22 protein-coding genes are annotated in these 24,813 nt (G+C 54.5%); 5 read left to right on the top strand and 17 right to left on the bottom strand.

The genetic code is table 11. The annotated features are described in order from the left end of the window. Positions 1-7: 7 nt before the first annotated feature. From NTU47_15230 to NTU47_15200, 7 genes are all read right to left on the bottom strand, one after another. Positions 8-733, bottom strand: a complete 726-nt coding sequence (locus tag NTU47_15230; protein ID MCX6135162.1) for a hypothetical protein — start codon at positions 731-733, stop codon at positions 8-10. Between the two features lie 7 nt (positions 734-740). Continuing rightward, on the bottom strand, positions 741-1,250 hold the full coding sequence (locus tag NTU47_15225; GenBank protein ID MCX6135161.1) for a hypothetical protein: 510 nt from the start codon (positions 1,248-1,250) through the stop codon (positions 741-743). Positions 1,251-1,265: 15 nt separating this feature from the next. Then, complete coding sequence (locus NTU47_15220; GenBank protein MCX6135160.1) at positions 1,266-1,802, bottom strand: hypothetical protein; 537 nt, start codon at positions 1,800-1,802, stop codon at positions 1,266-1,268. A gap of 73 nt (positions 1,803-1,875) precedes the next feature. Further along, positions 1,876-2,385 (bottom strand): hypothetical protein, encoded by a 510-nt coding sequence (locus NTU47_15215; protein MCX6135159.1) that lies wholly within the window; start codon positions 2,383-2,385, stop codon positions 1,876-1,878. Between the two features lie 69 nt (positions 2,386-2,454). Continuing rightward, positions 2,455-2,955: a hypothetical protein gene (locus tag NTU47_15210; protein MCX6135158.1), complete on the bottom strand. Its 501-nt coding sequence runs from the start codon at positions 2,953-2,955 to the stop codon at positions 2,455-2,457. A 429-nt stretch (positions 2,956-3,384) separates the two neighbouring features. Further along, positions 3,385-3,885: a hypothetical protein gene (locus tag NTU47_15205; protein ID MCX6135157.1), complete on the bottom strand. Its 501-nt coding sequence runs from the start codon at positions 3,883-3,885 to the stop codon at positions 3,385-3,387. A gap of 384 nt (positions 3,886-4,269) precedes the next feature. Further along, positions 4,270-4,770 carry a hypothetical protein gene (locus NTU47_15200; protein MCX6135156.1) on the bottom strand — a complete coding sequence of 167 codons (501 nt, stop codon included), beginning with the start codon at positions 4,768-4,770 and terminating at the stop codon, positions 4,270-4,272. Positions 4,771-5,205: 435 nt separating this feature from the next. Here NTU47_15200 and NTU47_15195 point away from each other — a divergent pair, with 435 nt between their 5' ends. Both NTU47_15195 and NTU47_15190 read left to right on the top strand, forming a co-directional pair. Next, complete coding sequence (locus NTU47_15195) at positions 5,206-5,937, top strand: HAMP domain-containing sensor histidine kinase (protein MCX6135155.1); 732 nt, start codon at positions 5,206-5,208, stop codon at positions 5,935-5,937. 17 nt (positions 5,938-5,954) lie between these two features. Then, on the top strand, positions 5,955-7,340 hold the full coding sequence (locus NTU47_15190; protein MCX6135154.1) for a sigma-54 dependent transcriptional regulator: 1,386 nt from the start codon (positions 5,955-5,957) through the stop codon (positions 7,338-7,340). Positions 7,341-7,375: 35 nt separating this feature from the next. Here the strand turns inward: NTU47_15190 and NTU47_15185 are convergent, their stop codons facing one another. The 6 genes from NTU47_15185 to efp all read right to left on the bottom strand — a co-directional run bounded on the left by NTU47_15185 (position 7,376) and on the right by efp (position 13,858). Further along, a complete protein-coding gene (locus NTU47_15185) occupies positions 7,376-8,053 on the bottom strand; it encodes a response regulator transcription factor (protein ID MCX6135153.1) in 678 nt (225 codons plus the stop codon). Then, positions 8,046-10,733, bottom strand: a complete 2,688-nt coding sequence (locus NTU47_15180) for a PAS domain S-box protein (GenBank protein MCX6135152.1) — start codon at positions 10,731-10,733, stop codon at positions 8,046-8,048. The genes NTU47_15185 and NTU47_15180 overlap by 8 nt, the downstream gene beginning before the upstream one ends. A 141-nt stretch (positions 10,734-10,874) precedes the next feature. Next, the gene (gcvH, locus tag NTU47_15175; GenBank protein MCX6135151.1) at positions 10,875-11,255 is read right to left on the bottom strand and encodes a glycine cleavage system protein GcvH; all 381 of its coding nucleotides are present in this window, start codon (positions 11,253-11,255) and stop codon (positions 10,875-10,877) included. Between the two features lie 68 nt (positions 11,256-11,323). After that, positions 11,324-12,661 (bottom strand): acetyl-CoA carboxylase biotin carboxylase subunit, encoded by a 1,338-nt coding sequence (gene accC / locus NTU47_15170; protein MCX6135150.1) that lies wholly within the window; start codon positions 12,659-12,661, stop codon positions 11,324-11,326. A gap of 72 nt (positions 12,662-12,733) precedes the next feature. Next, the gene (gene accB / locus NTU47_15165; protein ID MCX6135149.1) at positions 12,734-13,207 is read right to left on the bottom strand and encodes an acetyl-CoA carboxylase biotin carboxyl carrier protein; all 474 of its coding nucleotides are present in this window, start codon (positions 13,205-13,207) and stop codon (positions 12,734-12,736) included. A gap of 87 nt (positions 13,208-13,294) precedes the next feature. Then, positions 13,295-13,858 carry an elongation factor P gene (gene efp, locus NTU47_15160; protein MCX6135148.1) on the bottom strand — a complete coding sequence of 188 codons (564 nt, stop codon included), beginning with the start codon at positions 13,856-13,858 and terminating at the stop codon, positions 13,295-13,297. A gap of 310 nt (positions 13,859-14,168) precedes the next feature. On the opposite strand from efp, the gene NTU47_15155 reads away from it, so the two are divergent. Genes NTU47_15155 through NTU47_15145 form a run of 3 tightly spaced genes read left to right on the top strand, consistent with a single transcriptional unit; the run spans position 14,169 to position 17,479 of the window. Next, complete coding sequence (locus NTU47_15155; GenBank protein ID MCX6135147.1) at positions 14,169-14,543, top strand: GxxExxY protein; 375 nt, start codon at positions 14,169-14,171, stop codon at positions 14,541-14,543. A 35-nt stretch (positions 14,544-14,578) separates the two neighbouring features. Then, the gene (locus tag NTU47_15150) at positions 14,579-15,757 is read left to right on the top strand and encodes a PLP-dependent aspartate aminotransferase family protein (GenBank protein MCX6135146.1); all 1,179 of its coding nucleotides are present in this window, start codon (positions 14,579-14,581) and stop codon (positions 15,755-15,757) included. 33 nt (positions 15,758-15,790) lie between these two features. Next, a complete protein-coding gene (locus NTU47_15145) occupies positions 15,791-17,479 on the top strand; it encodes a glycoside hydrolase family 3 C-terminal domain-containing protein (GenBank protein MCX6135145.1) in 1,689 nt (562 codons plus the stop codon). A gap of 191 nt (positions 17,480-17,670) precedes the next feature. Here NTU47_15145 and NTU47_15140 read toward each other — a convergent pair whose 3' ends face one another. The 4 genes from NTU47_15140 to NTU47_15125 all read right to left on the bottom strand — a co-directional run bounded on the left by NTU47_15140 (position 17,671) and on the right by NTU47_15125 (position 24,800). Continuing rightward, a complete protein-coding gene (locus tag NTU47_15140; GenBank protein MCX6135144.1) occupies positions 17,671-20,742 on the bottom strand; it encodes a T9SS type A sorting domain-containing protein in 3,072 nt (1,023 codons plus the stop codon). A gap of 571 nt (positions 20,743-21,313) precedes the next feature. After that, entirely contained in the window at positions 21,314-21,832 is a 519-nt protein-coding gene (locus NTU47_15135; protein ID MCX6135143.1) for a hypothetical protein, read from the bottom strand. Between the two features lie 100 nt (positions 21,833-21,932). Beyond that, a complete protein-coding gene (locus NTU47_15130; GenBank protein ID MCX6135142.1) occupies positions 21,933-23,414 on the bottom strand; it encodes a PAS domain-containing protein in 1,482 nt (493 codons plus the stop codon). 156 nt (positions 23,415-23,570) lie between these two features. Then, positions 23,571-24,800: a DUF1343 domain-containing protein gene (locus NTU47_15125; protein ID MCX6135141.1), complete on the bottom strand. Its 1,230-nt coding sequence runs from the start codon at positions 24,798-24,800 to the stop codon at positions 23,571-23,573. Between the last annotated feature and the right edge of the window lie 13 nt (positions 24,801-24,813).

Here is a 24,813-nt window from a genome sequence, read left to right as displayed (position 1 = left end):
GTCCGTCTCAAAACTTCAACGTGTATTCAGCGCCATAGACATCTTGGCGGTACCGGACTCCGGAGAACTTCCCTTTGGATACACCCTTGTTGTCAAAAAGCTCGACATAGACGTCGGGCCGACTCCAGAGTTCACCGGAGTTTTCGATGTCGACCTGGAGGATCCGCTTCCCTCCCTCGTCCGGAAGCAGCTTGGTATCCATGAAATTGATCTTCTTGATGCCAGTCTGTGCAATGTGCGTGGCGATCTGGATACCGTACCGGATCGTCTGGCGGATTCCCATCTGGGACTTCTTGGGATCCTTGTTCACGGCAGATTCGGCAGAACCTTTGGCGATCCCTTCCACCATCAACATGCTCCAATACGATCCGACCAGCTTCGTTGTCGCCGTCTCTTCGGGAATCGTCACGGTGTAATTAATGCTGATAGTCGACTGCGGAGGGACTGTGGAATAGGAGGGGCTGAACGCGATCCATTTGGCGTTCGACCGGGCCACCGTCCCGGGATCGGCATAGTTGTTCGTTCCATCGCGGAAGAACATATAGTCGGTCTGATAGACCTTCACCTCCTGCGGTTCATTTGTGTCGTTCCGGACATTGATGATCCCTTCGTACTTCTCTCCGGCTTTCGCTTCCTTGTCGTTGCTCAGTTCTCCGATAACGGAAACCTGCGCCTGAGCGAAAAAGCACACTGCAAGCAGTGCAGTCGTGAGAATCAGAAAATGTCTTGTCATGGGAGTCCTATTGCACTTGCAGTGTGAACGTAACCGTGTGAGAGTCATTGCCCAACTCCACACTGTTGCCCTGGGCAAACGTCGCTGAAGCAGTGAATTGGAGGGTTATGGTTGCATTCGTCCACGCGCCGGTACTGGGGATGTCCTTAATGAAATCCACATCCAGCGCTCCGTCGACCAAGGTCACTTCCCCAGCGGCAGATCCACGTGTGACACCCGTCGCAAGAACTTTGAGTGTGAATGATTGCGTGGGGCATACCGTCCGGACTGTGATCTTCGCAATTGCACCCTTTTTCCAGTATTTAAGCGTACGTGACACGTCGACATCCGGCACCGGCTGTGCTCCCGCAGCACCAGTCGTGATCGTCGTCGCAACGTTCCCACTCATCGTTATGGTTCCGTTTTGAGCCTGAGTTCTTGTAACCAGTACTCCCGCCGCAAACAACACCATCAGGAGCAAAGCCCCCAGTCTTGTGTGGCTCTCTCGCGTGGTCACGGTCGACTTGATGTTTTTCATCTTGTTGACCTTCCCCTACTGCGTTGCTATGGTGAATGTAATCGTGTACGAATCCGATCCTGTCCCCTTTGAAGCAAGCGCATACCCCGAGTACTGAAGCGTGCAGGTTCCGGAGGATCGTCCAACATTCGTCATGAAATCTGTGTCGGTTGTGCTCACTGTTACTTCCGGTGCCGCCGTTCCCGTTGTCGGACTCACTGCGAGGACTTTCAGTATGTACTTCTGGGGGGGAACGGCGACAACCCCCCGCACAGAAATCTTCTTCAACGAGCTATTGATACCCCACAGAAGACTCGTCGCGGTGCTCGTCACAGGTCCCATGAGATCCACACCAGCAGTGACATTCGCGAGGCCGATCGTCAGGCTTACGTTTCCAGTCACAGCGACATTGGTAATTGTCGAAACCGAGACCGAGACGGTGCGAGATGCCGATCCGTAGGGCTGCGCCTGTACCGCTGGCGGGATACATATCAGGGCAACCAGGAATGTGAGCGGCACAAGAGATTTCATCAAGGGGACGGGATGTTGGATGCTGGTCAGTGAGCGAGTCATAGAGTTTTCGCCTCACCCAATATAGGGGCTATCAAAATGAGATTCAAGCGTGTCTCAGGATGGGAATCTGGAATCAACCGCCCGTGACAGTGTAGGTAATCACGTGTGTTTCCGTTCCAATCCCGTCTGAGACCTTGGCGGCTGCCACAAACCGGATCTTGCACTTCCCGTAGCTGCGGGTAACTCCTACAACGAGATCTCTGGTCGTGTTGTCGCTCAGCGTGATTTCGGGAGCGGCAACGCCGGTTGAGCCGGTGATGTCAAGGGCATGGACTTTCACGAGGAACCGCGGGGCAGAATTGTTCGAAGCGACGGTGATCTTCTTGTCGTCGCCGTTGGTAATCCATGTCAGGTTGCCATCCTCGTTGACCGCTTCAACCGGATTCCCCGTCTCAAGGGACGCCTGGTTGATCACCATCGTCACGGCACGCTGACTAACGTCGATCCTGTTGGTTTCGAAAACCTGGAGCGTGAGTGTCTGGCTCGTACTCGCTTCTTGTCCGAAAGCGGGAACCGAGGCCAGAATTCCGAGGGCTGCGGCTATCCAGATTCTCAGGGCGATTTTGCTATTTGAGTAGTTCATGGTCGTTCGATTCTATTTATTCCTGATACGATGCCTTTGAAGTTGGCATCTATCGAATCCACTCTTACGTTAGTTGGTCAGTGTCAATGTCACAACCTTCGCAGTCGAAGCAAGCGTGCCGGCGGAAGCGTTTGCACCGAAGGTGTAAGTGATCGTCTTGCTTGCATCGGCACCCAGAGCAATCGCAGTCACAACACTCGCCGCACTGGCCGGGGTCGTGGCAGAGATATCAACGTTTCCTGCACTCGTTCCCTTGACGCTCGCCAGGTTGATCTGCAGCGTGTAACCGGCTGCCAGGGCTGCGTCGAGGTTTGCTGTGATCTTTACGGTGGAGGCAAAATTCTGTGTGATGCTATAGTTGGTGGAAGCGTCTGTGACTGAGGTCAGTGCGTTCGTTCCGGCAGTACCTGTGGTGATGGTCATTGCGCCGGGGTTTCCGGAGGTTGCGATCTTGTAGACTGCATTGACAGCCAGGCTGACGTTCTGGGTTGCAGTGGCTTGCGCCATCGCGTTCTGAACCAGTGCAAAACTCAGGACCGCTGCTCCGACTATCGTGAGAACCTTCTTCATTGCATCCTCCAACTCTCTAAGATTGATGTTATTGGTGCTTTCTGTTATACAATGCACAAACGCCGTGCCAGTCCAAACGTGCTGATTTCCTTTGATTTTACAGTCCTTTCGTGAGCCTGGTGTCTCATAGTGATTCTGTGGTTCCATTTCGAGATCGCGAGGACTTTATGCGAACCTGTGCAATGCACTGCTTCTGCTGGTGCGTGAGCCCCACCTCGAATGGAGATCTGCGAGCTTGTCTCACCATGCGACTCCGTTTTTCAGTTTGCTCGACCGACGCAAGTCGGACCTTTCGAGTTCAATCCCGGAGTGACAAAGCGAACGGTGAGATGAGGCAATCGAGGAAGCCGTATAAAAACACAGAGAGGGCGTCAACTCCCACATTGACGGCCCTCTCCATGCTCGGAGGCAGCTGGTGAAGCGATACTCTTAGTTGGTCAGTGTCAGCGTCACAACCTTCGCGGTCGAGGCAAGCGTGCCGGCGGAAGCGTTTGCACCGAAGGTGTAGGTGATCGCCTTGCTTGCATCGGCACCGAGGCCAATCGCTGTGACAACACTCGCCGCACTGGCCGGGGTCGTGGCAGAGATGTCAACGGTTCCAGCACTCGTTCCCTTGGCGCTCGCCAGGTTGATCTGCAGCGTGTAACCGGCTGCCAGGGCTGCATCGAGGTTTGCTGTGACCTTCACTGTGTAGGCAAAATTCTGTGTGATGCTATAGTTGGTCGAAGCGTCTGTGACGGAGGTTAGTGCGTCTGCTCCGGCCGTTCCGGTCGTGACGGTCATTGAGCCGGGGTTGCCAGAGGTCGCGATTTTGTATACTGCGTTGACAGCCAGATTGAAATTCTGTGTTGCAGTGGCCTGCGCCATTGTGTTCTGTACAACTGCGAAACTCAGGACTACGAGGGCGATAACTACGATTGACTTTTTCATTGTTGGCTCCAAGTTAGATTTTTTTGTTTGAGGTTTCATATCTGCATTACACTTACTCAAAGCCCGTGCCAAATCGAAAGCAACTGTAAACACAGGGCAATTGCGATGAGAGCCGATCCGAAGCTGTCTCATTAGGCTCTTTATGATTCACTTTGAGACACTCCTGTATGACCTTGAATTAGCCATATTGTTTGGCCTTTTTGCTGTATTATCAGATACTGGAGGTCGCTGTCTCTTTGTGTCTCATCGTGAGACATAAACGGGTGTTTTTGAGTCTGCTCACGATGGTCATGGTCCAAGGCCGGCTAAAAATACGAAGGGGCCGTCAACTCCCAATTGACGGCCCCTCAGTCTTGCACGGAGGCGACGGGCTGTTCCGGCAGACTAGTTGGTCAGAGTCAATGTCACAACCTTCGCAGTCGAGGCAAGCGTGCCGGCGGAAGCGTTTGCACCGAAGGTGTAGGTGATCGTCTTGCTTGCATCGGCACCGAGGCCAATCGCTGTGACAACACTCGCCGCACTGGCCGGGGTCGTGGCAGAGATGTCAACATTTCCAGCACTCGTTCCCTTGACGCTCGCCAGGTTGATCTGCAGCGTGTAACCGGCTGCCAGGGCTGCGTCGAGGTTTGCAGTGATCTTCACTGTCGAAGCAAAATTCTGTGTGATGCTATAGTTGGTCGAAGCGTCTGTGACTGAGGTCAGTGCGTTCGTTCCGGCAGTACCTGTGGTGATGGTCATTGCGCCGGGGTTGCCGGAGGTCGCGATCTTGTACACTGCGTTGACAGCCAGACTGACATTCTGTGTGGCCGTTGCCTGCGCCATTGCGTTTTGTGCAACTGCGAAGCTCAGGACTACGAGGGCGATAACTACGATTGACTTCTTCATTGTTGACTCCAAGTTGGTATTTTTTGTTTGAGGTTTCATAGCTGCATGTAGTCCATCAATCCGTGTGCCAGAGAGCAGGAGCCCAATAAATCCAGAAGAAATTTGATCTGCTGTCTCATGACATGTCTCACCATGAGTATTCTGACTCATCCCGGTACACTGGTGACCATGACGAGTACCCGCCTTTGAAGTTGGGGGATTTTCCATTATATTCTATGGGTTTCGATGATTGAGTGTTTTGCGATCTCATTTTGAGAAACAGCTGCTCTGCGCCAGCAGTGACAGTGTTGTTTGCGCTCTCTTTTGCACAGTTTTGAGTCGTTAATCTTCTGGCATATCAATTGAGTGGATGTAGTGAAACATGATTGTGTCCGCGCGTGATTCCTCGCGATTCGAATGCAAAGAGGAGTGCAACGCGGTCCGAACATCATCCATATGATTGGTGAAACCGCCGTGACCATGAACGCTACGTTTGTCAACGACATCTGGAAGTCCGAATTTCTGACCCGCATCTCGCATGAAATCCGGACTCCTTTGACCACTATTATCGGGTATTCTGAGGTAATGCTCAGCGACCCGCAACTTCCCCAACATGCGAAGCAGGAATATGTAGAGATCATACGCAATGCGGGAAGGCGCCTTTCGGAGTTTCTCGATGAGTATCTCGAGTCGGAGGTCATCCAGCGGAACAAACAGCTTTCTGAAAAGCGGAGCGAGGATCTGTCGCTTCTCACACAGCGGGCGTGTGAAAGCATCGCTCAAAGCGCACAGGCGAAGGGTGTCACCATAGAGCAGCGCTGCCAGCCAGGCGTCTTTGTCGAGGGGGCTGATCCCGAGCGCCTCGTACAGATCCTGGAGAACCTGCTTACAAACGCACTGAGTATAGCGCCGGCGGGCGGACTCATCGAGATCAGCGCCGTACAGCGCCCGACGTCCGTGGAAATAGAGATCGTAAACCGGGACAGAGGTCTTCTGAGTGTCTCAGTCAGCGGCGTTAGTAACGCGTTTCGTTGGATACAGTCTCCCGGCATCGAGATTCATCACGAAGGGCTCGGTCTTGCATTTGCGAAACATGTTGTGGAACTTGAGGGGGGGTTGTTGAACGTTCAGGGATATGAACAGGGGCTTGCTTTCACACTCCAGTTCCCGAGAAGCGGGAATAACTAGGCGAGAAGGATGTACTTATGGCTCAAGAACGGCTCATTTATGTTGTCGATGACGAGGAAACCATCTCCAAACTGCTCGAACACTGGGTTACGAAGAAATGGGGATATCAGGCGCGGTGTTTCCCGACCGGCGAGGCATGTCTTGAAAACCTGAGCGCAGTACCGGATGTCGTACTTCTGGACATCATGCTGCCGGGCATCGGCGGTGTCGACACCCTGAAAGAGATCAAGAGCCAGTATCCGGACGTCCCGGTGATCATGCTCTCCGCTCAGGGAAAGATCGATGTGGCCATTGAAACGCTCAAGCTCGGAGCCACCGACTACTTCTCCAAGCCCGTCGATTTCGCCAAGCTGGAAATAAGCGTCAAGAACGCGATCCAGACTCACGACTTGTCAAGGGAAGTTGCCCGCTTGCGCGAGGCCGTGGGCAAACCGGTACACTTCGACAACATCATCTCCGACAACGGGGCGATGCAGGAAGTGTTCAAGCTTGTTCAGAAGGTGAAAGACAACGAGATTTGCGTCCTGATTCTTGGTGAAAGCGGGACGGGGAAGGAACTGATTGCGCGCGCCATTCACTACAATGGATCAAGAAAGAAGGATCCGTTCGTCGTCGTCAACTGCGCGTCGATTCCCCACGACCTCCTCGAGAGTGAGCTTTTCGGACACGAGAAGGGAGCCTTCACAGGGGCGCACCAGCGGCGAATCGGAAAATTCGAACAGGCTCAGGGGGGCACACTCTTCCTGGATGAGATCGGCGAACTCGACCTCAGCCTCCAGGCCAAGCTCCTTCGAGTCATTCAGAACAAGCAATTCGAGCGTGTCGGAGGGAACGAGACGCTGACCACGAACGTCCGCCTGGTATCGGCCACAAACCGCGATCTTGTGAAGGCCGTCTCACAGAAACTGTTCCGGGAAGACTTGTACTTCCGGCTGGCTACGTTCCCCATCATGCTTCCCCCGCTGCGCGAGCGGCGCTCCGACATTCTGCTTCTCGCAGAGACATTCCTGAAGAAGTTCACCGTCGAAGTATCGAAAACCGGACTAGGCTTCTCGAAAAAGGCCCTTAAGCTCCTCTATGAATATCCATGGCCCGGGAATGTCCGAGAACTGGAGAACGCCATCCAGAGGGCCGTCCTTATGGCAGACGGACCCGTCATCACCGACAAGGATCTCCCGCTGGCAGTTGTGACGTTCGGGTCACGCGAAGACGCGAGCAACAGCTCCCCGCTTTCCCTGGGACCGGAGCACGTGAGGTCGCTTGAAAAAGTCAAAGAGGAAAGCCTTCGTCAGGCTCTGAAAGCGACGGAGGGAAATATCGTTGAAGCGGCACGGCGGTTGAAGATTGGCCGGGCAACGATGTACCGGCTGATGAAGAAATTCAAGATCAACGAGAACCGATAGGAATTAATACGAGGGGCGGCCGCGTTTTAGGGCCGTCAGGATCTGAGCCCGTCCCCTTCCGCGATGATGCCGTGTTCAATGGCATAGCGCACAAGGTTCGCCAGGTCATGGATCTCGAGTTTCTGCATGAGGTTGGTCCTGTGCGTATCCACGGTTCTGGGGCTGATGAAAAGCTGATCTGCAATCTGCTGGTTTGTCAACCCGCTGGCCACGAGCGCGAGGATTTCCCGCTCTCTTCTCGTCAATGTCACATCCACCCGGGCAGCATCCTGCCCCCCCTTCTCGACGCGTTTCACATATCCTTCGGCCATCAGCTGTGAAATCCTCGGGCTGAAGAATTTTTCCCCCTTCGCCGCCGCGCGTATTGCCGTCGCCAACTCATCTTTTCCAGCGCTCTTGAGCACGTACCCCGACGCACCGGATTTCAGGATCTGGTAGACGTATTCCTCGTTCTCATGCATCGTCAGCACCAGGACGTTCGTCTCCGGATACCGTTTCTTGATGATCTTCGTCGCTTCGATGCCGGAGAGCTTCGGCATGGAGAGATCGATCACGACAACCGTCGGGCGCAGCTCGCTTGTCTTGTGCACAGCATCCTCGCCGTCTTCCGCTTCACCAACGATAACAAAGTCCTTGATGCTCTGAAGAAGCGTAGCGATGCCGCTGCGGATCAGCATGTGATCGTCTGCAAGGAGGATGCGTATTTTATCCATTGTTCTCGGAATCCATTCTTGGTACTTCCACAATGATTTCTGTTCCATGGCCGGGATGCGAATCGAGCACAAAGACCCCGTTGAAGGAAGCAGCGCGCTCACGCATGCTCACGAGCCCCATACCCCGGCGCTGGTGCGTCTGGGGTTCGAAGCGGCTGACGTGAAACCCCTTCCCGTCATCTTCGATGATCAGCTTCATCGACTTCGAGTCGCCGATCAGTTGAACATTGATTTCCGTTGCACCGGCGTGCTTGGCGATATTGTTGAGGGCTTCCTGTGCGATCCTGTACAGTCCGACTTCTATCGACGGATCGAGTCTGCCCTCCACCCCGTTGGTATGGACCTTGACAGTAAGCTGGTTGCTCTTGGAGAACTGTTCACCCAAAAACTGGAGTGCAGGGACAAGGCCAAAATCCACAAGCACGCTCGGCATCAGATTGTAGGAGATCTCCCGTGCTTCTGCCATGGCGTTATCGAGCAAGGACTTGATGTCGACGAGCCTCTTGGCGTCTTCCTCCGTCTGCAGGCCGGCGGCATCTTCCAGGATTTCGACATTGAACTTGATGGCCGTAAGCATCTGGCCAAGGCTGTCGTGAATCTCGCGGGCGATACGGCGCCGTTCATCTTCCTGCGCCCGCACTCGGGCGCCCGACAGCAACTCCAGTTCCTTCTCGCGGGAGAGGAGGTTGTCGTACAACTCCGCATTTGCGAGGGCTATGGATGATTTTTCGGCAAGCGACGTGAGCAGCCGCATTTCGCGTGCGGCAAAGTCGTGCGGACGGCGATACCCGATCACCAATTGACCCCGGATTTCGTTCTCGACGATGAGAGGGAACCGGACGGCGGCAATGATCTTCTCCTCCGCAAACGGCGGGAACTGTTCCACAGGGAAGTCCGCCGAGACGCCAAGGTCCTTCATGACAACGGGTTCCTTGGACCGTATGATCGCCGCATGTACCTTTTCGAGGTGCAGCGGCAAATCCGGCATGGGCACCCTGTTTCCCGTGACCGCACGCCAACGAGCCAGGTTGGTATCCAGATCCACCATGATCACGCCGGCCCAGTCAGCGCGGGTGAGCGCCTTGGCATGGTACGAAATTGCATCAAGAACCGATTGAAGGCTCACGCTGGAGACGAGCTGGCGATCGATCGTGCTCATGGTCTCCTGCTCCCAGAGCCAGAGGGCCTGCTCGCGTTCGAGTGATTTTCTCTTGGTAATATCCCGGAACGAAGCCTGGACGGCCGGTTTCCCGTTCCAGGAAACAAGTTTCGCGTTGACTTCGAGATCGATCACCCTCCCCTGTTTCGACAGCCCTTTCATCTCGAAGTTCCTGAGCACATCCTCGCCGATCGCCCGCCCTTCATACCCTTCCAGAACGAGGAAGCGGTTCGATGGGGCGACCGTGTCCTCGAAACTCACATCCTTCATATCCTCCGGCGATTCATAGCCGAATATTTTCGCCGACGATGTATTGACGAATACCAGCTTTCCCTCCTGGACAATCACGATACCGTCGAGAGAGCTTTCGACGATGTTCTGGTATTTCTCCTGCGACTCCTCGAATTTCCGGGCGAGTTCGCGCCGTTCCGTCACGTCGTGATAGATCCCGATCGCTTCGATGAGCCGGCCGTCCGCGCTCAGAACCGGAGAGAGGATGAGGAGCATGTAGCTTACTTCGCCCCTGCTCCGCGGGAGTTCCACTTCCCCCGACCACGCGTGTCCCGACTTCAACACCTCCGCGATGCGGAGCCAGAGCTCGGCCTTTTCCTGGCTGTGGCGGGGCACCTGCACCGCGTCAAAGATCGAGTGGCCGAGGAGGTCAGCCGATGCCATTCCCCTCCATCGTTCAGAGGCCGGGTTCACATAGAGAATCTTGCCATGCAGATTGACCACTTCGATCGGATTGAGCGAAGCATCAAGCAGCGTCTCGTACCGCCTTCTTCCTTCCTCGTTCTTTCGCCCGCGCGCCACGACAATCACCGCCAGGGTTGCCCCGAGACCGAACAGGAAAAATGCGATGAAGAAGCCGCGGTAGGTGGTCACTTCCGCTTCGGCGCGCGCTCGTTGAACCAGAAGTAGATCCTCCTCCAACTCGGAGCGTAACGACCGGTCGAGACTCTCCCGCATCTTGCTGAAAAACAGATTGGGATCTTGGAGAAACGACTGCTGGGGTTGACGGACACCAGACGGGGCTGCCCCACCAACCGAAGCACGTTTCGGCGGGACCGAAGTGAACGCCTTCGTCGATCGTCCGACGAGTTCGTCGAAAATTTGCCAGAGGAGGGAAAAGGCACCCTCAAGCCGATCCCTGTCGGGAGCCGGCAAATCCGTCAGGAGGTTGACATACTCCGTGGCGATGCCGTGGAGAGTCCTTACCCTGGCATCGAAGATAGGGCGCAGGGAATCGCGTTTCGCCGGATCGGCATACGCTTCCTGTGCCACATTAAAAGCCCTGACCGTGTGATCGTACCCGGAAAGAATCAGAGTGTCTCGCGCGGTGGCAGAAACGAACACGCGGTTCTTCGTCTTCGATGTAGTCCAGAAATCCGTTATGAGATACGCGAGTCCGAGGCAGGCAGGGAGTAGCACCAGCGCGATCGCAGCGACAAACGACCGCTGAGCCCGGCTGAGTTTTCTAAACAGCCCAATAACAGGTTTTGCGTCAGCCGGATTCTTCATAGTGGGAAATCATTGACATCTGGCTCAATGCGAACAATCGGCGGAGGGAGTGCCGAACCGTCGCTCATTGATGAGTCAATGTAGAGAAACCACGCCTTTCTTTCAAGACGCGGGCGTGCCGGATCGAGCGCTGCTCGTCCGTTACTTGGCAACGGTTTTCTGATATGCTCCGACATCGAGCAGGGCGGCCAATTCGGCGGGATTTCCAATGCGCATCTTGATCATCCATCCCTTGCCGTAAGGGTCCTTGTTTAACGCATCGGGGCTCGACACGATTTCCTTGTTCACTTCGAGGACCTCGCCGGACACCGGCGCGAAGAGATCGGAGACCGCTTTCACGGCTTCGATGGTGCCCATCGATTTGCCCTGGGCAACCTTCGTACCTACTGCGGGGAGTTCGACAAATACCACATCACCAAGTTCGCTCTGAGCATAGTCAGTGATCCCCACCCATCCTGAGTCACCTTCAACGCGGATCCATTCGTGGTCGCTCGTATACTTGAGGTTGTCGGGAAAATTCATTGTACCCTCGTCTGGTTGGCATCGTGAGACGTTCCGGCCGGACCCGTCTGGTACCGGCGCAACAACGGTCAGTCCTTGTAGTTGAATTGCTCGATAAACTTCGTGTCGAAGACACCGCTCTGGAACTTTTCGTTCCGCATCAGCTTCTTGTGGAACGGTATCGTGGTCTGAATCCCTTCGATGATGAACTCATCCAGTGTGTGATACATCTTTTCCACGACCTCTTCCCGCGTCTTGGCCTTGACGATGAGCTTTGCGACGAGGGAATCATAATATGGCGGAATCTCGTAGCCGGCATACGCATGGGTGTCCACGCGGACGCCGAAGCCTCCCGGCATATGGAAGCTGGTGATCTTTCCGGGAGACGGACGGAAGTCAAATGCCGGATCTTCCGCGTTGATGCGGCATTCCATGGCGTGCCATTCGGGCTTCGCATTCTGCTTCTTGAGTTTCGCGCCCGCTGCGACTTCGATTTGCAGTTTCAGCAGGTCGGTCCCCATTACTTCTTCTGTCACCGGATGCTCAACCTGAATCCGGGTGTTCATTTCCATGAAATAGAAGTTCTTGTCGTCAAGCAGGAACTCTATTGTCCCGGCCCCCAGGTAGTGGACGCTTTTCGCCCCCTTGACGGCTGCCGTTCCCATCGCCTCCCGCAGTTCCGGGGTGAGCGCCGGGGAGGGAGATTCCTCGACCAGCTTCTGGTGACGCCGCTGGATGGAACAATCCCTCTCGCCGAAATGAATGACGTTGCCGTGACGATCCCCCATCACCTGGATTTCGATGTGGCGCGGATGCTCGAGATATTTTTCGAAATACACCGAGGGATTGCTGAATGCCTTCTCCGCCTCATGGCTCGCAGTCCGGTACGCATTTTCGAGCTCAGATTCTTCGCGCACGATGCGCATGCCCCGGCCGCCGCCGCCTGCGGTTGCCTTGATAATAATCGGGTAGCCGATATCCCCCGCCAGACGCTTCGCATCGTTGATGTCGGAGACGACGCCGTCACTACCGGGTATCACCGGAACGCCGGCCTTCCTCATTGTCTCCTTCGCGAGCGACTTGTCGCCCATCGAGGTAATGGATTCGGGTTTGGGGCCAACAAACGTCAAGCCAGATGTTGAACAGATCTCCGCGAAATTAGCATTTTCTGCAAGGAATCCATAGCCGGGGTGAATGGCGTCCGCGTTGGTCACCTCAGCCGCCGCGATCAAGCGGGGAATGCTCAGGTAGCTCTCCTTGCTCTGCGGCGGACCAATGCACACGGCCTCGTCCGCAAACCGCACGTGCAGCGAATACCGGTCTGCTTCCGAATATACAGCGACCGTTTTGATGCCGAGTTCCCTGCAGGCACGGATAATCCGGAGCGCGATCTCTCCCCGGTTTGCTATGAGCATTTTATTGAACAAAGCGATTCCTTACGTAGAAGTTCTTTGGGTTCGGGCTTGACGGCAAACCCCAGGCGGGGCGCGTGCGGCTGACTACGACTTCTCAATCAGGAAGAGAACCTGATTGTATTCGACCGGCTTGCCGTTCTCGACAAGGGTCTGCGCTATCCTTCCGTTGACGTCAGATTCGATCTCGTTCATCAGCTTCATCGCTTCCACGATGCACAACACTGTTCCGACGCTGACTGTCTGACCGACTTCGACATAGTTTTCCGCGTCCGGTGCGGGAGCGCGGTAAAACGTGCCAACGATGGGGGATCGGACTTCATAGAGTTTCGTCTCCGTCTTGGCCGCTTGCGGGGCCTGAGGAGCTGCGGCGGGAGCTGACGTGAGGCTTGGAGCTGTTTGCGCCTGATGAGCGGGCGCGGCGACCTGGGAAATGTACATAGGTTGAGAATTCTTGTGCTTCGCCACGCGGATCTTCTTCCCCTCCTCCTCAATCTCAATCTCGTCTACTTCACTCTTCTCAATAAGCTTGATCACCTTCTTGACGTATGCAAGGTCCATGGATTTCCCGGGGTTATTGTGTGTAACGAGAGCCTTTGAGCTCGTTCGTTGCACTCTCTAAGACTTGGAGAGTGTGGGGCTGCGCCCCTAGCTTTTTACCCGTTCCAGATAGTCCCCCGTCCGGGTATCGACACGAATCACATCACCTTCGTTGATGAACAGCGGCACGTTGACAACGGCGCCTGACTCGACCTTCGCTGGCTTTGTTGCACCCGAGGCGGTATCACCCCGGACACCCGGAACGGTCTCGACAACTTTGAGCTCGACGTTGAAGGGGATTTCGCAGGCCACGATGTCCAGACCTACCATCATCAGCTTCACAGTTTCGCCTTCTTTGAGGAATTTGGCCCCATCACCCAACACAGCGTCTGAAACCGGCATCTGTTCGTAGGACTCCTTGTCCATAAACTGATAGCTTGCCCCATCGTGGTAGAGATAGGTGAAATCTTTCTGCTCCAGACGCACCTCCTCCACTTCCTCGCCGGACCGGTACCTGGTTTCAGTGACCCGGCCGCTCTTGAGGTTGCGCAGTTTTGCCTGGACGAAAGCACGAAGATTCCCAGGTGTGCGATGGATGTATTCGTCGATCCGATGAAGCTCGCCATTGAATTTGATTACCATACCAACACGAAAATCTGCAGTTGTGGCCATAAATCCTTTCAAAATCCTCAAGTTTTTGACAAAAACACCCCGTTTTACACAAAAATGGGGGTGAAATTATACTCAAAAGAACGGCCAATGTCAAGACAATTTCGATCCGGAGGCCAAGGTCACAGTTGTCCGACATGCATAAACTCAATGAGCAGACTCAGACCTCTCAAGCTCCATTTCTTTTCTTTTCCATATGATTAGTGCTATATTTTGTCACTTTTTTGATGCGGAACGGCCAAAACTGAGGGAATGTCCAAACTGATCATGCGCGGATAGTTGCGGATCCTCGCGGACGGGAGTGCTAGGATCAATGTCAACCCTGTTGCACAGCGACATCACGGAGAAGATCATAGGGGCTTCATTTGATGTTCACAATTCTCTGGGCAAGGGGCTAGCAGAAAAAACCTACGAAAACGCGCTCTGCGTCAAGCTTAGAAAGCTCGGTCTGAAAGTGGAGCAACAGAAATGTCTTCCGGTTATCTTTGAAGAGCAGAACATTGGCGAGCAAATCGTTGATGTGGTGGTCGAAAATCTCGTGCTGGTGGAAATCAAAGCAGTTCGATCATTGTCCAAAATTCATGAATCTCAAATCCTGGGATACCTCAGGAACACAAAGTTCGAGCTGGGACTCTTGGTCAACTTTGGAGACCGCGTCGAATTCAAGCGATTCATCTATTCATACTAGAATCTTGGTTCGGAGCCAACTATCCGCGAGGATCTGTGACAATCCGTCACCATCCGCGAAAGAAAGGAACCACCATGGGGTTTTCCACGAAAGCAATCCACGCCGGCATCGAGCCCGATCCCTTCACCGGATCGCTTATGACACCGATTCACCTGACCTCCACTTTTTCCCAGGAGGAAATTGGCAAGAACAAGGGGTACGCATACTCCCGCGTGTCAAACCCCACCAGAACCGTCCTCGAGAAGAACATCGCGGCCCTCGAAAACGGCAAGGAGGGTCTGGCATTCGCCTCGGGGATGGCTGCTGAAGCTGCGGTCTTCCACTTGCTCAAATCGGGCGATCACGTCATCGTCTCGCGCAACGTTTATGGAGGGACGTACCGAATCGCCAAATTCGTCCTCGAGGACTATGGGCTGGAATTCGATTTCGTTGACACGAGCGATCTCAGCGCGGTAAAGGCCGCAGTGAAGCCCAACACGAAGATGCTTTTCATCGAGACTCCGACGAACCCGACGATGGAGATCACGGATCTCCGGGGGGCCGCAAAACTCTGCATTTCCAGAAAGCTGATTTCTGTGGTCGACAGCACGTTTGCGACCCCGTATCTGCAAACCCCCCTCGACTTCGGCATCGACATCGTTCTTCACAGCGCTACAAAATACCTGAACGGCCACAGCGACATGCTCGGAGGGCTTGTGGTTCTCAACGACCCGAAAATGACGGAGCGGCTCCGATTTGTTCAAAAATCCGTGGGAGCGATCCTGAGCCCGTTCGAGGCCTGGATGTGCCTCAGGGGGATCAAGACTCTCGCGGTCCGAATGGCGCGGCATGATTCCAACGCCATGGAGGTGGCACACTACCTTAGCCATCAGCGAAAAGTAAAGAAAGTGCACTACCCCGGGCTTGTTTCACATCCGCAGCACTGGCTGGCTCAAAAACAGATGCGGGGGTTCGGCGGGATGATTTCCTTCGACCTCGGGAGCCTTGATAGGGCAAAGAAGTTTCTGAAATCTGTCCGGCTGTGCGCTCTCGCGGAGAGTCTCGGCGGCGTCGAATCGCTCATCTCTCATCCGGCGACGATGACACACGCGTCCGTTCCACCGACGGAGCGAGAACGAATCGGCGTGACCGACGGACTTGTCAGAATCTCGGTCGGTATTGAAGACATCGAGGACATCATTGCAGACCTGAAACAAGCGCTGGCCGCGCTTTGAAACCTCACATTTCGAGAGATCGAGAACCCGCATATGAAGAAGATCGCACTGTCGTTTCTCCTCCTGGCTGCCACGGCCACACTTCAATCGCAGCTTCAGCCCGTAGACAATTCGTGGGTCGAAAAGACCCTCAAGTCGATGACGCTGGACGAAAAGATCGGGCAACTATTTATTCCCGCCCAAACCTCACCCGAACGGACACTGGAGTGGATACAGAAGTACAACATCGGGGGAATATGGTTTGCGAGAGTTGAGGCGAAGAAGATCGTTGAGAACCTGAACACGTTCCAGCGGGTTTCGAAGTATCCTCTTCTCGTGACTGTGGATTTCGAGAAAGGGGCCGGAACCTACGTCGATGGTGCCACCGATTTACCGATTAACATGGCCCTGGGCGCTTCGCGCAATCCACAATTGGTCTATGAGGCCGCAAAGCTGACCGCCAAAGAAGCTCGTGCCCTGGGCGTGCACCTGAACTACGCTCCGGTGCTCGACGTCAACAACAATCCCAGGAACCCGGTCATCAATACCCGTTCATACGGTGAGGATCCAAAGCTGGTGGCGACCATGGCTGTGGCAGCCATCAGAGGGTATCAGGAAAACGGGCTTCTCGCCACTGCAAAGCACTTCCCTGGTCACGGCAACACCGGGACAGATACTCATGCCAACATCGGTGTCATCGCGGGCTCGCCCAAGGAAGTCGAATCCGTTGAGCTCTATCCGTACAAGCAAGTCTTCCGGCTGGCGAAACCCTCCAGCGTGATGAGCGCTCACTTATGGATCCAGTCGATCGACCTTGACACCATCCCGGCAACTCTTTCCGGGAATGTGATGACGGGTTTGTTACGCGACAGGCTGAAATTCGATGGACTCGTACTGACCGACGCGATGGTCATGGGAGGCATCACGACCCGTTACCCGTTCAATGTGGCTACTGTCAAAGCTCTCCAGGCCGGATGCGATATCATACTATTCCCGGGTGATCTCGAAATCGGGATCAATGCTGTTCGGGAGGCACTCAAGAGCGGCGGACTCACGGAACGACGAATCGATGAATCCGTTCGAAGGATTCTGCGCGCAAAATCGAAAGCCGGACTTCAGAAGCACCGCATCACAGACATTGACAGGGTTGGGCAACTTGTAGGAACGACCGAGAATTATCAGATCGCGAAAAAGATCGCTGCCGGGTGCCTGACGCTTGCGAAGGATGATGCAACACTCATCCCCCTGAAGGCATCGAAGAAGGTGCTCGTCCTGACGATGAGCAATAAGGAAGGGAACTCGATGGTTTCGCGCGGACTTGTCACATTTCCGGACGAAGTGCGCAAGCATGCTCCGGGCTCGACGGAACTGAGGCTGAGCGATTCACTCAGGGCAGATGAGATCGAAAAGGCGCTGGAGCTTGCGCGGCAGGCGGATGTGGTCATTGTTGCAGCCTACGTCAAGATCGTCCTCAGCAGCGGGACCGTGGAACTTCCTGCGACGCACACTGCGTTCCTGCAGCGGCTCATCAAAAGCAATCAAAACCTGGCGTTGGTTTCATTCGGCAATCCGTACATCGGGGGGTCGGTGCCGGAAATCCCCACGTACATTTGCGCCTACGACAACGCAAAAGCCCTTCAGGAAACCGCTGCGGAGGCGTTGTTTGGAAAGGCTCACTTCAGAGGCAAGCTACCGGTGACAATCTCGGAGACGATGAGGTTTGGAATGGGATTAGTGCGTTGAGGACCATAAGAAATCAGAAGGGGCTGTCTCACAAAAAGCAAACGTCATTCTGAACGGAGTGAAGAATCTGCACATATGGATCAGATTCTTCGTCTCGCCTGAGTAACAGCGAGACTCAGAATGACATTTGGGAAAGCCCCTTCGTGCAAAATCCGGGCGTGCGCCCACGTTACAGCACTATCACAACGCGTTTACTTCATCAGAACCAGCTTCTTCACTTCCCTGAAACTGCCTGCCTGGAAACGATAGATGTACGTTCCGCTCGTCAGGCGCTCGCCGTTGAACTGCACGCTATGTCGTCCCGCTCCCTGATATTCCTCAACCAGACTTGCCACTTCGCGTCCAATCATGTCATACACCTTCAAGGTGACCATCGAAGGCTCGCGGAGGCTGTACTGGATCGTCGTCGTCGGATTGAAGGGGTTGGGATAGTTCTGTGCAAGCCCGAACTCCACAGAGGTAGAAGACACAACGTCTTCAGCAGACTCGGAGACTTGTTCATTACTCGCAGCCATCGAACCGTTTTGATCGAGGCCCGTGCAAATGTCGAGAACCCGCGGGGACAGATCCTGCCGTACGGGATCCTTCGCGACCCATCCGCTGCTCCCCGTCGCGCAGATACGGTTGAGAGCATCCTTCAGATAGGCCTGAGCGGTCTTGTTGCTCCCGCGCTGGAAAGCACAATTTGCATCGCTGAGCTTGTCGATCAGATCCGAACGGCTCTTCTCACAGGGCTTTTGAAATCCGTCAGCAGCCAGGCCCCTGACATAATTGATCAGATCGTCAAACCGGCAAGCGATGGAAGGAGCGTCGTCATTCTGGATCACTCCCGTCCCTCTCTCATCGCATAGGCTTGCGTTGTCAGCCTTCGAGAGTCGGACCACAAAGTCCTCATCCTTCTCAGATACCGCATCACCGTTGACGGAGACGATGATCGACTTGGAAGTTTCCCCGGGATTGAAGATCAGCTTACCAGACGTCGCGACGTAGTCGCTCGGCGAACACGCCGACCCGTTCTCCGTAGCATAGTAGACCGTCACAGTTTCGCTGCTTGGTTTGGAGAGACTCACCGTGAATGTTGCCGGGATCTTTCCAGTGTTCCCTTCTTTGACCGACGCGTTGCCGATGGAGAGAACCGGTTTCGAGTCATCATTTTCGATTGTGCCGGTCCCCGTCCCGTCCTGAATGGTTGCTCCTGTCGGGTTTGAGAGGCGGACCGTGAATGATTCGTCAGGCTCATAAAGCACATCACCGGATATTGTAACAGGTATTGTCTTTTCTGTCTCGCCCGCTGCGAACGACAGTTTCCCGCTGGTCGCCGTATAGTCGCTTCCCGCTTTTGCGGTGCCATCTACCGCTGCAAAATCGATTGTCACAGGAGCGGAGGATTTCTTCTGAAGTCTGACGTTAAACACCATCGACTTGCTGCCGGTGTTCCCTTCGTCCATGCGCTCGCTGGAGATCCAGGCCTTTGGCAAACCATCGTCGTTAACGATTGTGACAACTCCGGCCGAAGTTCCCAGGAGTCCGTTCACCGGGCCGGAGAGAATCACAGAGAACGATTCATTAGTTTCCTTCGTTCTGTCCCCCTTGACCTTCACTGTGATGTTTATTGATGTTGTACCAGGGGCAAATGTCACAGTGCCGCTCGCCGCCACATAGTCGCAAGCGGCCTTTGCCGTCCCATCCGCCGTGGCGTACTTCACAGAGACGGTCTTCGTGCTCGCGGCGGAAAGAGTTACTGTCAACACCGCGTTAGCGTATTCACAGTTTCTTTCGGCTACAGAGACACCGCTGATTGAAATCGAAGGGATATCCTGGACGCCGAAGAGATACGTTGACTTTCCTTCGCATCCGTTTGCGTCTTTGGCCGTGACCGCAAAACTGAAATTGGCACCGCCGGCGGTAGGCACTCCGGTCACATTCCCGTTGTTGAATGTCAGTCCGGCCGGAAGGGTCCCGGTTATCGAATACGTATAAGGGGTTGTGCCGCCATTGGCGACGAACACCACATTGTATGCGCTGCCAACAGCGCCCTGCGGAACTGAAGCCGGGCTTACGACGATAACGGGGCATTGGTCATCATTGGTGACAAGGACCGTTCCCTGTATCGACGACGGTGTGGCATTGGAAACGCTGCAATTCAGCGACAACGACTTGTTCGGTTCGTACTTTGTGTTTCCGATGACTTCGACGGTGATGATCTTGTTCACCTCTCCCGCCTGAAACGAAATCTCACTATTCTGATCGACATAATCAGTACCGGCGATGGCGGTCCCATTGCCGCTTATCGAGTACGAGACCGTGACAACCTGGGAACTCGGATTCGAGAGTGTGAGCGCGAAGGCCACGGGTGTTGTCCCCGCATTACCTTCCGTTACACTGGGAACATTGCTGATCGAAATCGTCGGCGGTATGGGATCATTATCGTCAATGGTACCGGTTCCCTCACTCACCGCGCAAACAACGTCGGCTGAAGTGATCCTGACCAGGAATTTCTCCTGTGGCTCATTCGTCATGTCACCAACAATGGGGACGCTGAATCTTCCGACATAACCCGAGTTCTTGTCGATGGTCAACGTGCCTTTCGTGTAGGTATAATCGCTTCCAGCGACAGCTGTACCGGCCACGGTCTCATAATTCACCTTTACACCCGTCGAGGGAAAAGTGGCGGCGTTGACATTGCTAAGACTGACTGTGAAAAGCATAGGCTTTGTACCAGCGTCGCCTTCTGTCACCGACGCATCGTTGATGCTCGCCGTTACCGAAGATCCACTGGCGTCGTCATTGACAATAGTCCCAATGCCGGTGCTTCGTCCTAAGGTCGCGTTCGTCGAGCTAGTTGTAAGCACGACACTGAATGTGTCGTCAGTTTCAAAGTCCACATCGCCGTTCACAAACACGGTGATATCGTGAGTGGTTTCGCCCGCGTAAAAATTGAGGTCCTCAGAAACCGGGTTGTAGTCTCCACCCTCGGAAGCAGTTCCAGGGCTCGTGGCGTAGTGAACAACGACGAGATCATTGCTCGCAGACGACAGGGTGATTCTGAAGGTGAAAGAGGTCGTGCCGGAATTTCCTTCGCTCAATCTCACATCGTTGATGGAGAAGGCCGGAAGTTCTGTCTTATTCCCGAGCTTGGCCGCGCCGGGCGTTCCAGCAAACCCCGACACTGACTTGGCGGTGAGCAGAGATGCATTCCCCTGGTAAGATGCGATCAGGAGAACAAGAAGAAGAGAAAACCATCTGTTCGAAAACAATTTCATTTTTCCCCTTTAGAGATTGTGTCCATGTTGGCGTAGAGCAAGAAAATCGGTTTTCGTCGTTGTGGAAGAGGTCTTAAACATTTACTGGCGCTGATGCCCGTTAGATATTACGGCCAACGGGATTGAACAAAACTCAGGAACAGCTATTCACTAAATTTGCGAAATCCTCAAAAAAACAGTATGACGCAGATCACACATGAGCCGCAGGAGCATCCGACGCCGTCCATCTTTGGTAATTTAGCATTCCTTCCGCGGAATATCAAGGAGCGGGGGAATCGGGAGGGTGACCGCTTCACATGTTCTTTCAAAAAAATGCGCACGATGTCTCACAAAAGTACACTTCGGGAAGAAACTCTTCTCGCTAAACACAAACCCTTCGCATCTGGTGTCTCATTTTGGACATCGGAATGACTTAACGGAGTGACTCTGGTCGCGACGCGTCAAAACATCGGTGCGGCCCGGCTGGAGCGGATAGACAACACGCAATGCGCGTGTCCGATGCTCATATATAGTGGAAGGATCCACGGAACATCTTCTCAGCAGGTTTCTCCAACGACGCGCGTCGGGATGACTACTTCGTCAGTTTTGAAAGAAGCACGTCGCATGCGTTGTCATAGCAGCGGGTGATCTGGATCTTGCCTTCGCTGATGACACTCCGGATCTTGTGCATGGTGATGATCTCGCCATCGAGGACAATCGCGACCTTCCCGCCCAGGTGTGCCTTCGTAAAATCTTCCAACCTCTTGATGTATGTCTTCGCCAGAGTCACCCCCAGGAGCGTACGTCCACTCCCATCCTTCTGCGCAGTTGGAGAGCCCGATAGTATCAATGGAACAAACGACGAGGTATCGATCGCTATGAACAGCGGAGAGGACATCTCTGTGGAATCCACGTACTTACCGTCGTACAGAAGCACGATATTCGGGATGCTGTCCATCCCCGCGACGGCGCGGGAGGATCGTTCACTCAACACAGAATAGAAACCGTTGGGGAGTTGCACCATCGCCGATTTCTGTGAAAACGCTGTTCCGGCGACGATAAGAAGCAGCAGAGAGGCATGACGAGAAGTTCGGATGCATAGCTGTCTCATTGGATTCTCCTTTGTTCCGCATCCACGGCAGGCATAAGGTCCGGCAGCTGCCGACCAGAAAGAAATCCCCGCTCTTCACTCCGGCTCACTGCTTCGACAGTCAGTGTTTTTCCCTCGGTTTGTACTCCGGATAAAGGATCTTGACGCAGTCAGGGCAAATGCCATGACTGAAATGTGCTGGCGTGCGTTCTTGAATGTACGCTTCGATCTGAGTCCAATATCCCTTGTCGTCGCGGATCTTCTTGCAGCTCGCGCAGATCGGCACAAGTCCGCTCAAGGTTTTGACGTCTACGAGCGCGCTCTGAAGTTCCCTGATCAATTTCTCCCGTTCGGCGGCGGCGAGTTTCTGTTCGGTGATGTCATGGCTGATACCGACAATTCCCACGGTGGTACCCTCACTATCTTTGAGCGGTATCTTACTCGTGAGGTGCCAGCGTTGTTCCCCGGTGTCTTTGTGCACGGCAAGTTCCTCCTTCTCCAACAGCGCTTGCCCCGTTCGCACGATCTCCATCTCATCTTCCAGGTATTGTCTGGCGAGCTCAGGAGGATGGAACGATGCGGAAAACTTCCCGAGAACCTCCTCCTGATGCTCCACGCCCATTGAGCGCAGATGTGCCCGATTGTTGAGGACATATCGCCCGAGCGGATCTTTGAAGTAGAAGAGGTCGGGCATGTTTTCGACCACGGCCCGCAGGAGATTCCGCTCGTTGCGTAGAGCCTCTTCAGCACGTATTTGCTCGGTGATGTCACGCCCGATACCCATGAGTCCAACGACAAGACCTTGGGCATCCCGTAACGGGAGCTTCGATGTAGAAAGCCAGTGTTTCTGCCCCGCGGGATCGATGAAATACTCTTCCCGATTCAGAACCGGTTCCCCATGCTCGATAACCGACCGGTCGTCAGCGAAGAACTTGTCGGCAACTTCCATCGAATACAGGGCGTAGTCGTCCTTCCCCAACGCCTCGGCCTCCGCCTGCAGACCCATGTTCCGGATATCGGCCCGGTTCGCGATCGTTTTGCGGCAGGCGCTGTCTTTCACATAGATCACATCCGGAAGGTTGTCGATCAATGTCCGGAGAAGATTTCGTTCATAGAGCAGCGCATCCTCGGTGCGCTTGCGCTCAGTAATGTCCTCATATGTTCCCAGGATACCGATAACAGTGCCGTCGCGATCCCGCAATGGAACCTTCGTCGTCCTCAGCCAGAGTTGATCTCCCATCGGTGTGATTTGCGGCTCTTCGAAGTCAAGTTTTGGTCTGCCCGTGGTCATGACTGCGTCGTCGTCATCACGGTAGAGCTTCGCGACTTCTTTCCATCCGAGCTCGAAGTCATTCTTCCCAACGATTTCACCTGGTTCGGTAAGATCCGCATCTTTCGCGAAAGGTTTGTTGCAGCCGAGGTAGGAGAAGTTGCGGTCCTTCCAGAATACGCGCTGCGGAATCGTGTCGAGGACCAATTGGAGCATCTGGCGGGAATGATAAAGGTCTTCCTCCGTCTGCTTGTTCTTCGCCTCTGCGGCCTCCAGGTAAGCGACCCGCTGGCGCAACTGAGCCAGTTCGGTTAAGAGTTGCGACTGAGTCATACTCGTGTCATTCATTGTTCACGCTCTGCCAGTGGTTCGTACGCTCCAATGGACCCGGGACATGCGTCCATGCGAGAGAGGAAAAAAGTAAGGTGTGCACCCCAAGATGTCAGGACGCACACCTACGGATTCGGATCCACAATCGTATTGCGGGCCTCAGTACAGGAGATGCTTCGCCCGAATCTTCTTGAACTTCTCGACGTCGTCTTTCCACATTTCGACGATCTTTTCGGGAGGCACGTCGGCGTCAATGGCGGCGATCATCTTTGGCGTTCCAGCAAGGCGATTGATCGAACGTCTCCACTTCACGCTGTCAGCGAAAAGCTTCTTCGCGGTCGCGAGCATGTAGACTCCGACTTTCACAGGCTCAAGTTTGTCTCTGTCAGTAATCATGACCCAGACGCCATTGCAGTGCACTCCTTCATATTTCGGGTGCAGCACCAACCCCTCCCGGCTTTTCGGGGTGAATTCCGTCGGTTCGAACCGCACGCCGGGGAGGTTGCACTTATTCAGAGCTATCGCCCATTTCATCGCGTCGATATACGGCGCTCCGATGTACTCAAACGGGAGGTCCGACCCGCGGCCTTCAGAAATATTGACACCTTCGAAAAAGCACGTTCCCGGATACACGATCGTGCTCTTCAGCGTTGGAAGGTTCGGAGAAGGCGCGACCCATATCTTCAAACCGGTCTCGTCATACCACATCGATCGTTTCCATCCTTCCATCTTCACCACGGTCAGCTTCGCCTTCACGCCATCCTTCATCCACTTTTCGTTGTTATACATCGTTGCGAGCTCACCAACCGTCATCCCATGGGCGATGACGATGGGATGGAGTCCGACAAACGAGCGGAGCGAATCATCACGGTTGAATCCTTCAACCCACGTCCCGCGAATCGGGTTCGGCCGATCCAGGACGATGTAGGGGATATTCGCCTCGGCCGCCGCTTCCATCGCGTACGAGAGTGTGCTGATATAGGTATAGAAACGAACACCGACATCCTGGATATCGTAGATGAGCACATCCACGTCCTTCAGCATCTCGGGAGTCGGCTTGTTGATCTTGCCGTAGAGCGAGTAGACGCGCACGCCGGTCTTCTTGTCCACATCGTTGTCGATTTGCGCGCCGGCCGGAGCATCACCGCGGACGCCATGCTCAGGTCCGAAGAGGGCCACGAGCTTCGTCCGCTTGTCCTCGGTGAGAGCATCGGCGAGATGCTTTCCGTTCGAGAGCATGGCGGAGTGATTCGTAACCAGTCCGACTCGCTTTCCTTCAATCAGCTTAAAGTGTTTTTCGAACAGCAGGTCGGCCCCGGTCTTGACCTGGCCAACCAGCGTGGCCGCGGCGAGACAGAGGACCAGAAAGAGAAACCTTGGTCGTATCATAGGGTTATTCCTT

Source organism: Ignavibacteriales bacterium, assembly GCA_026390595.1.
Taxonomy (GTDB): Bacteria; Bacteroidota; Ignavibacteria; order UBA10030; family UBA10030; genus UBA9647.
This window is presented reverse-complemented; position numbering and strand designations above follow the sequence as displayed.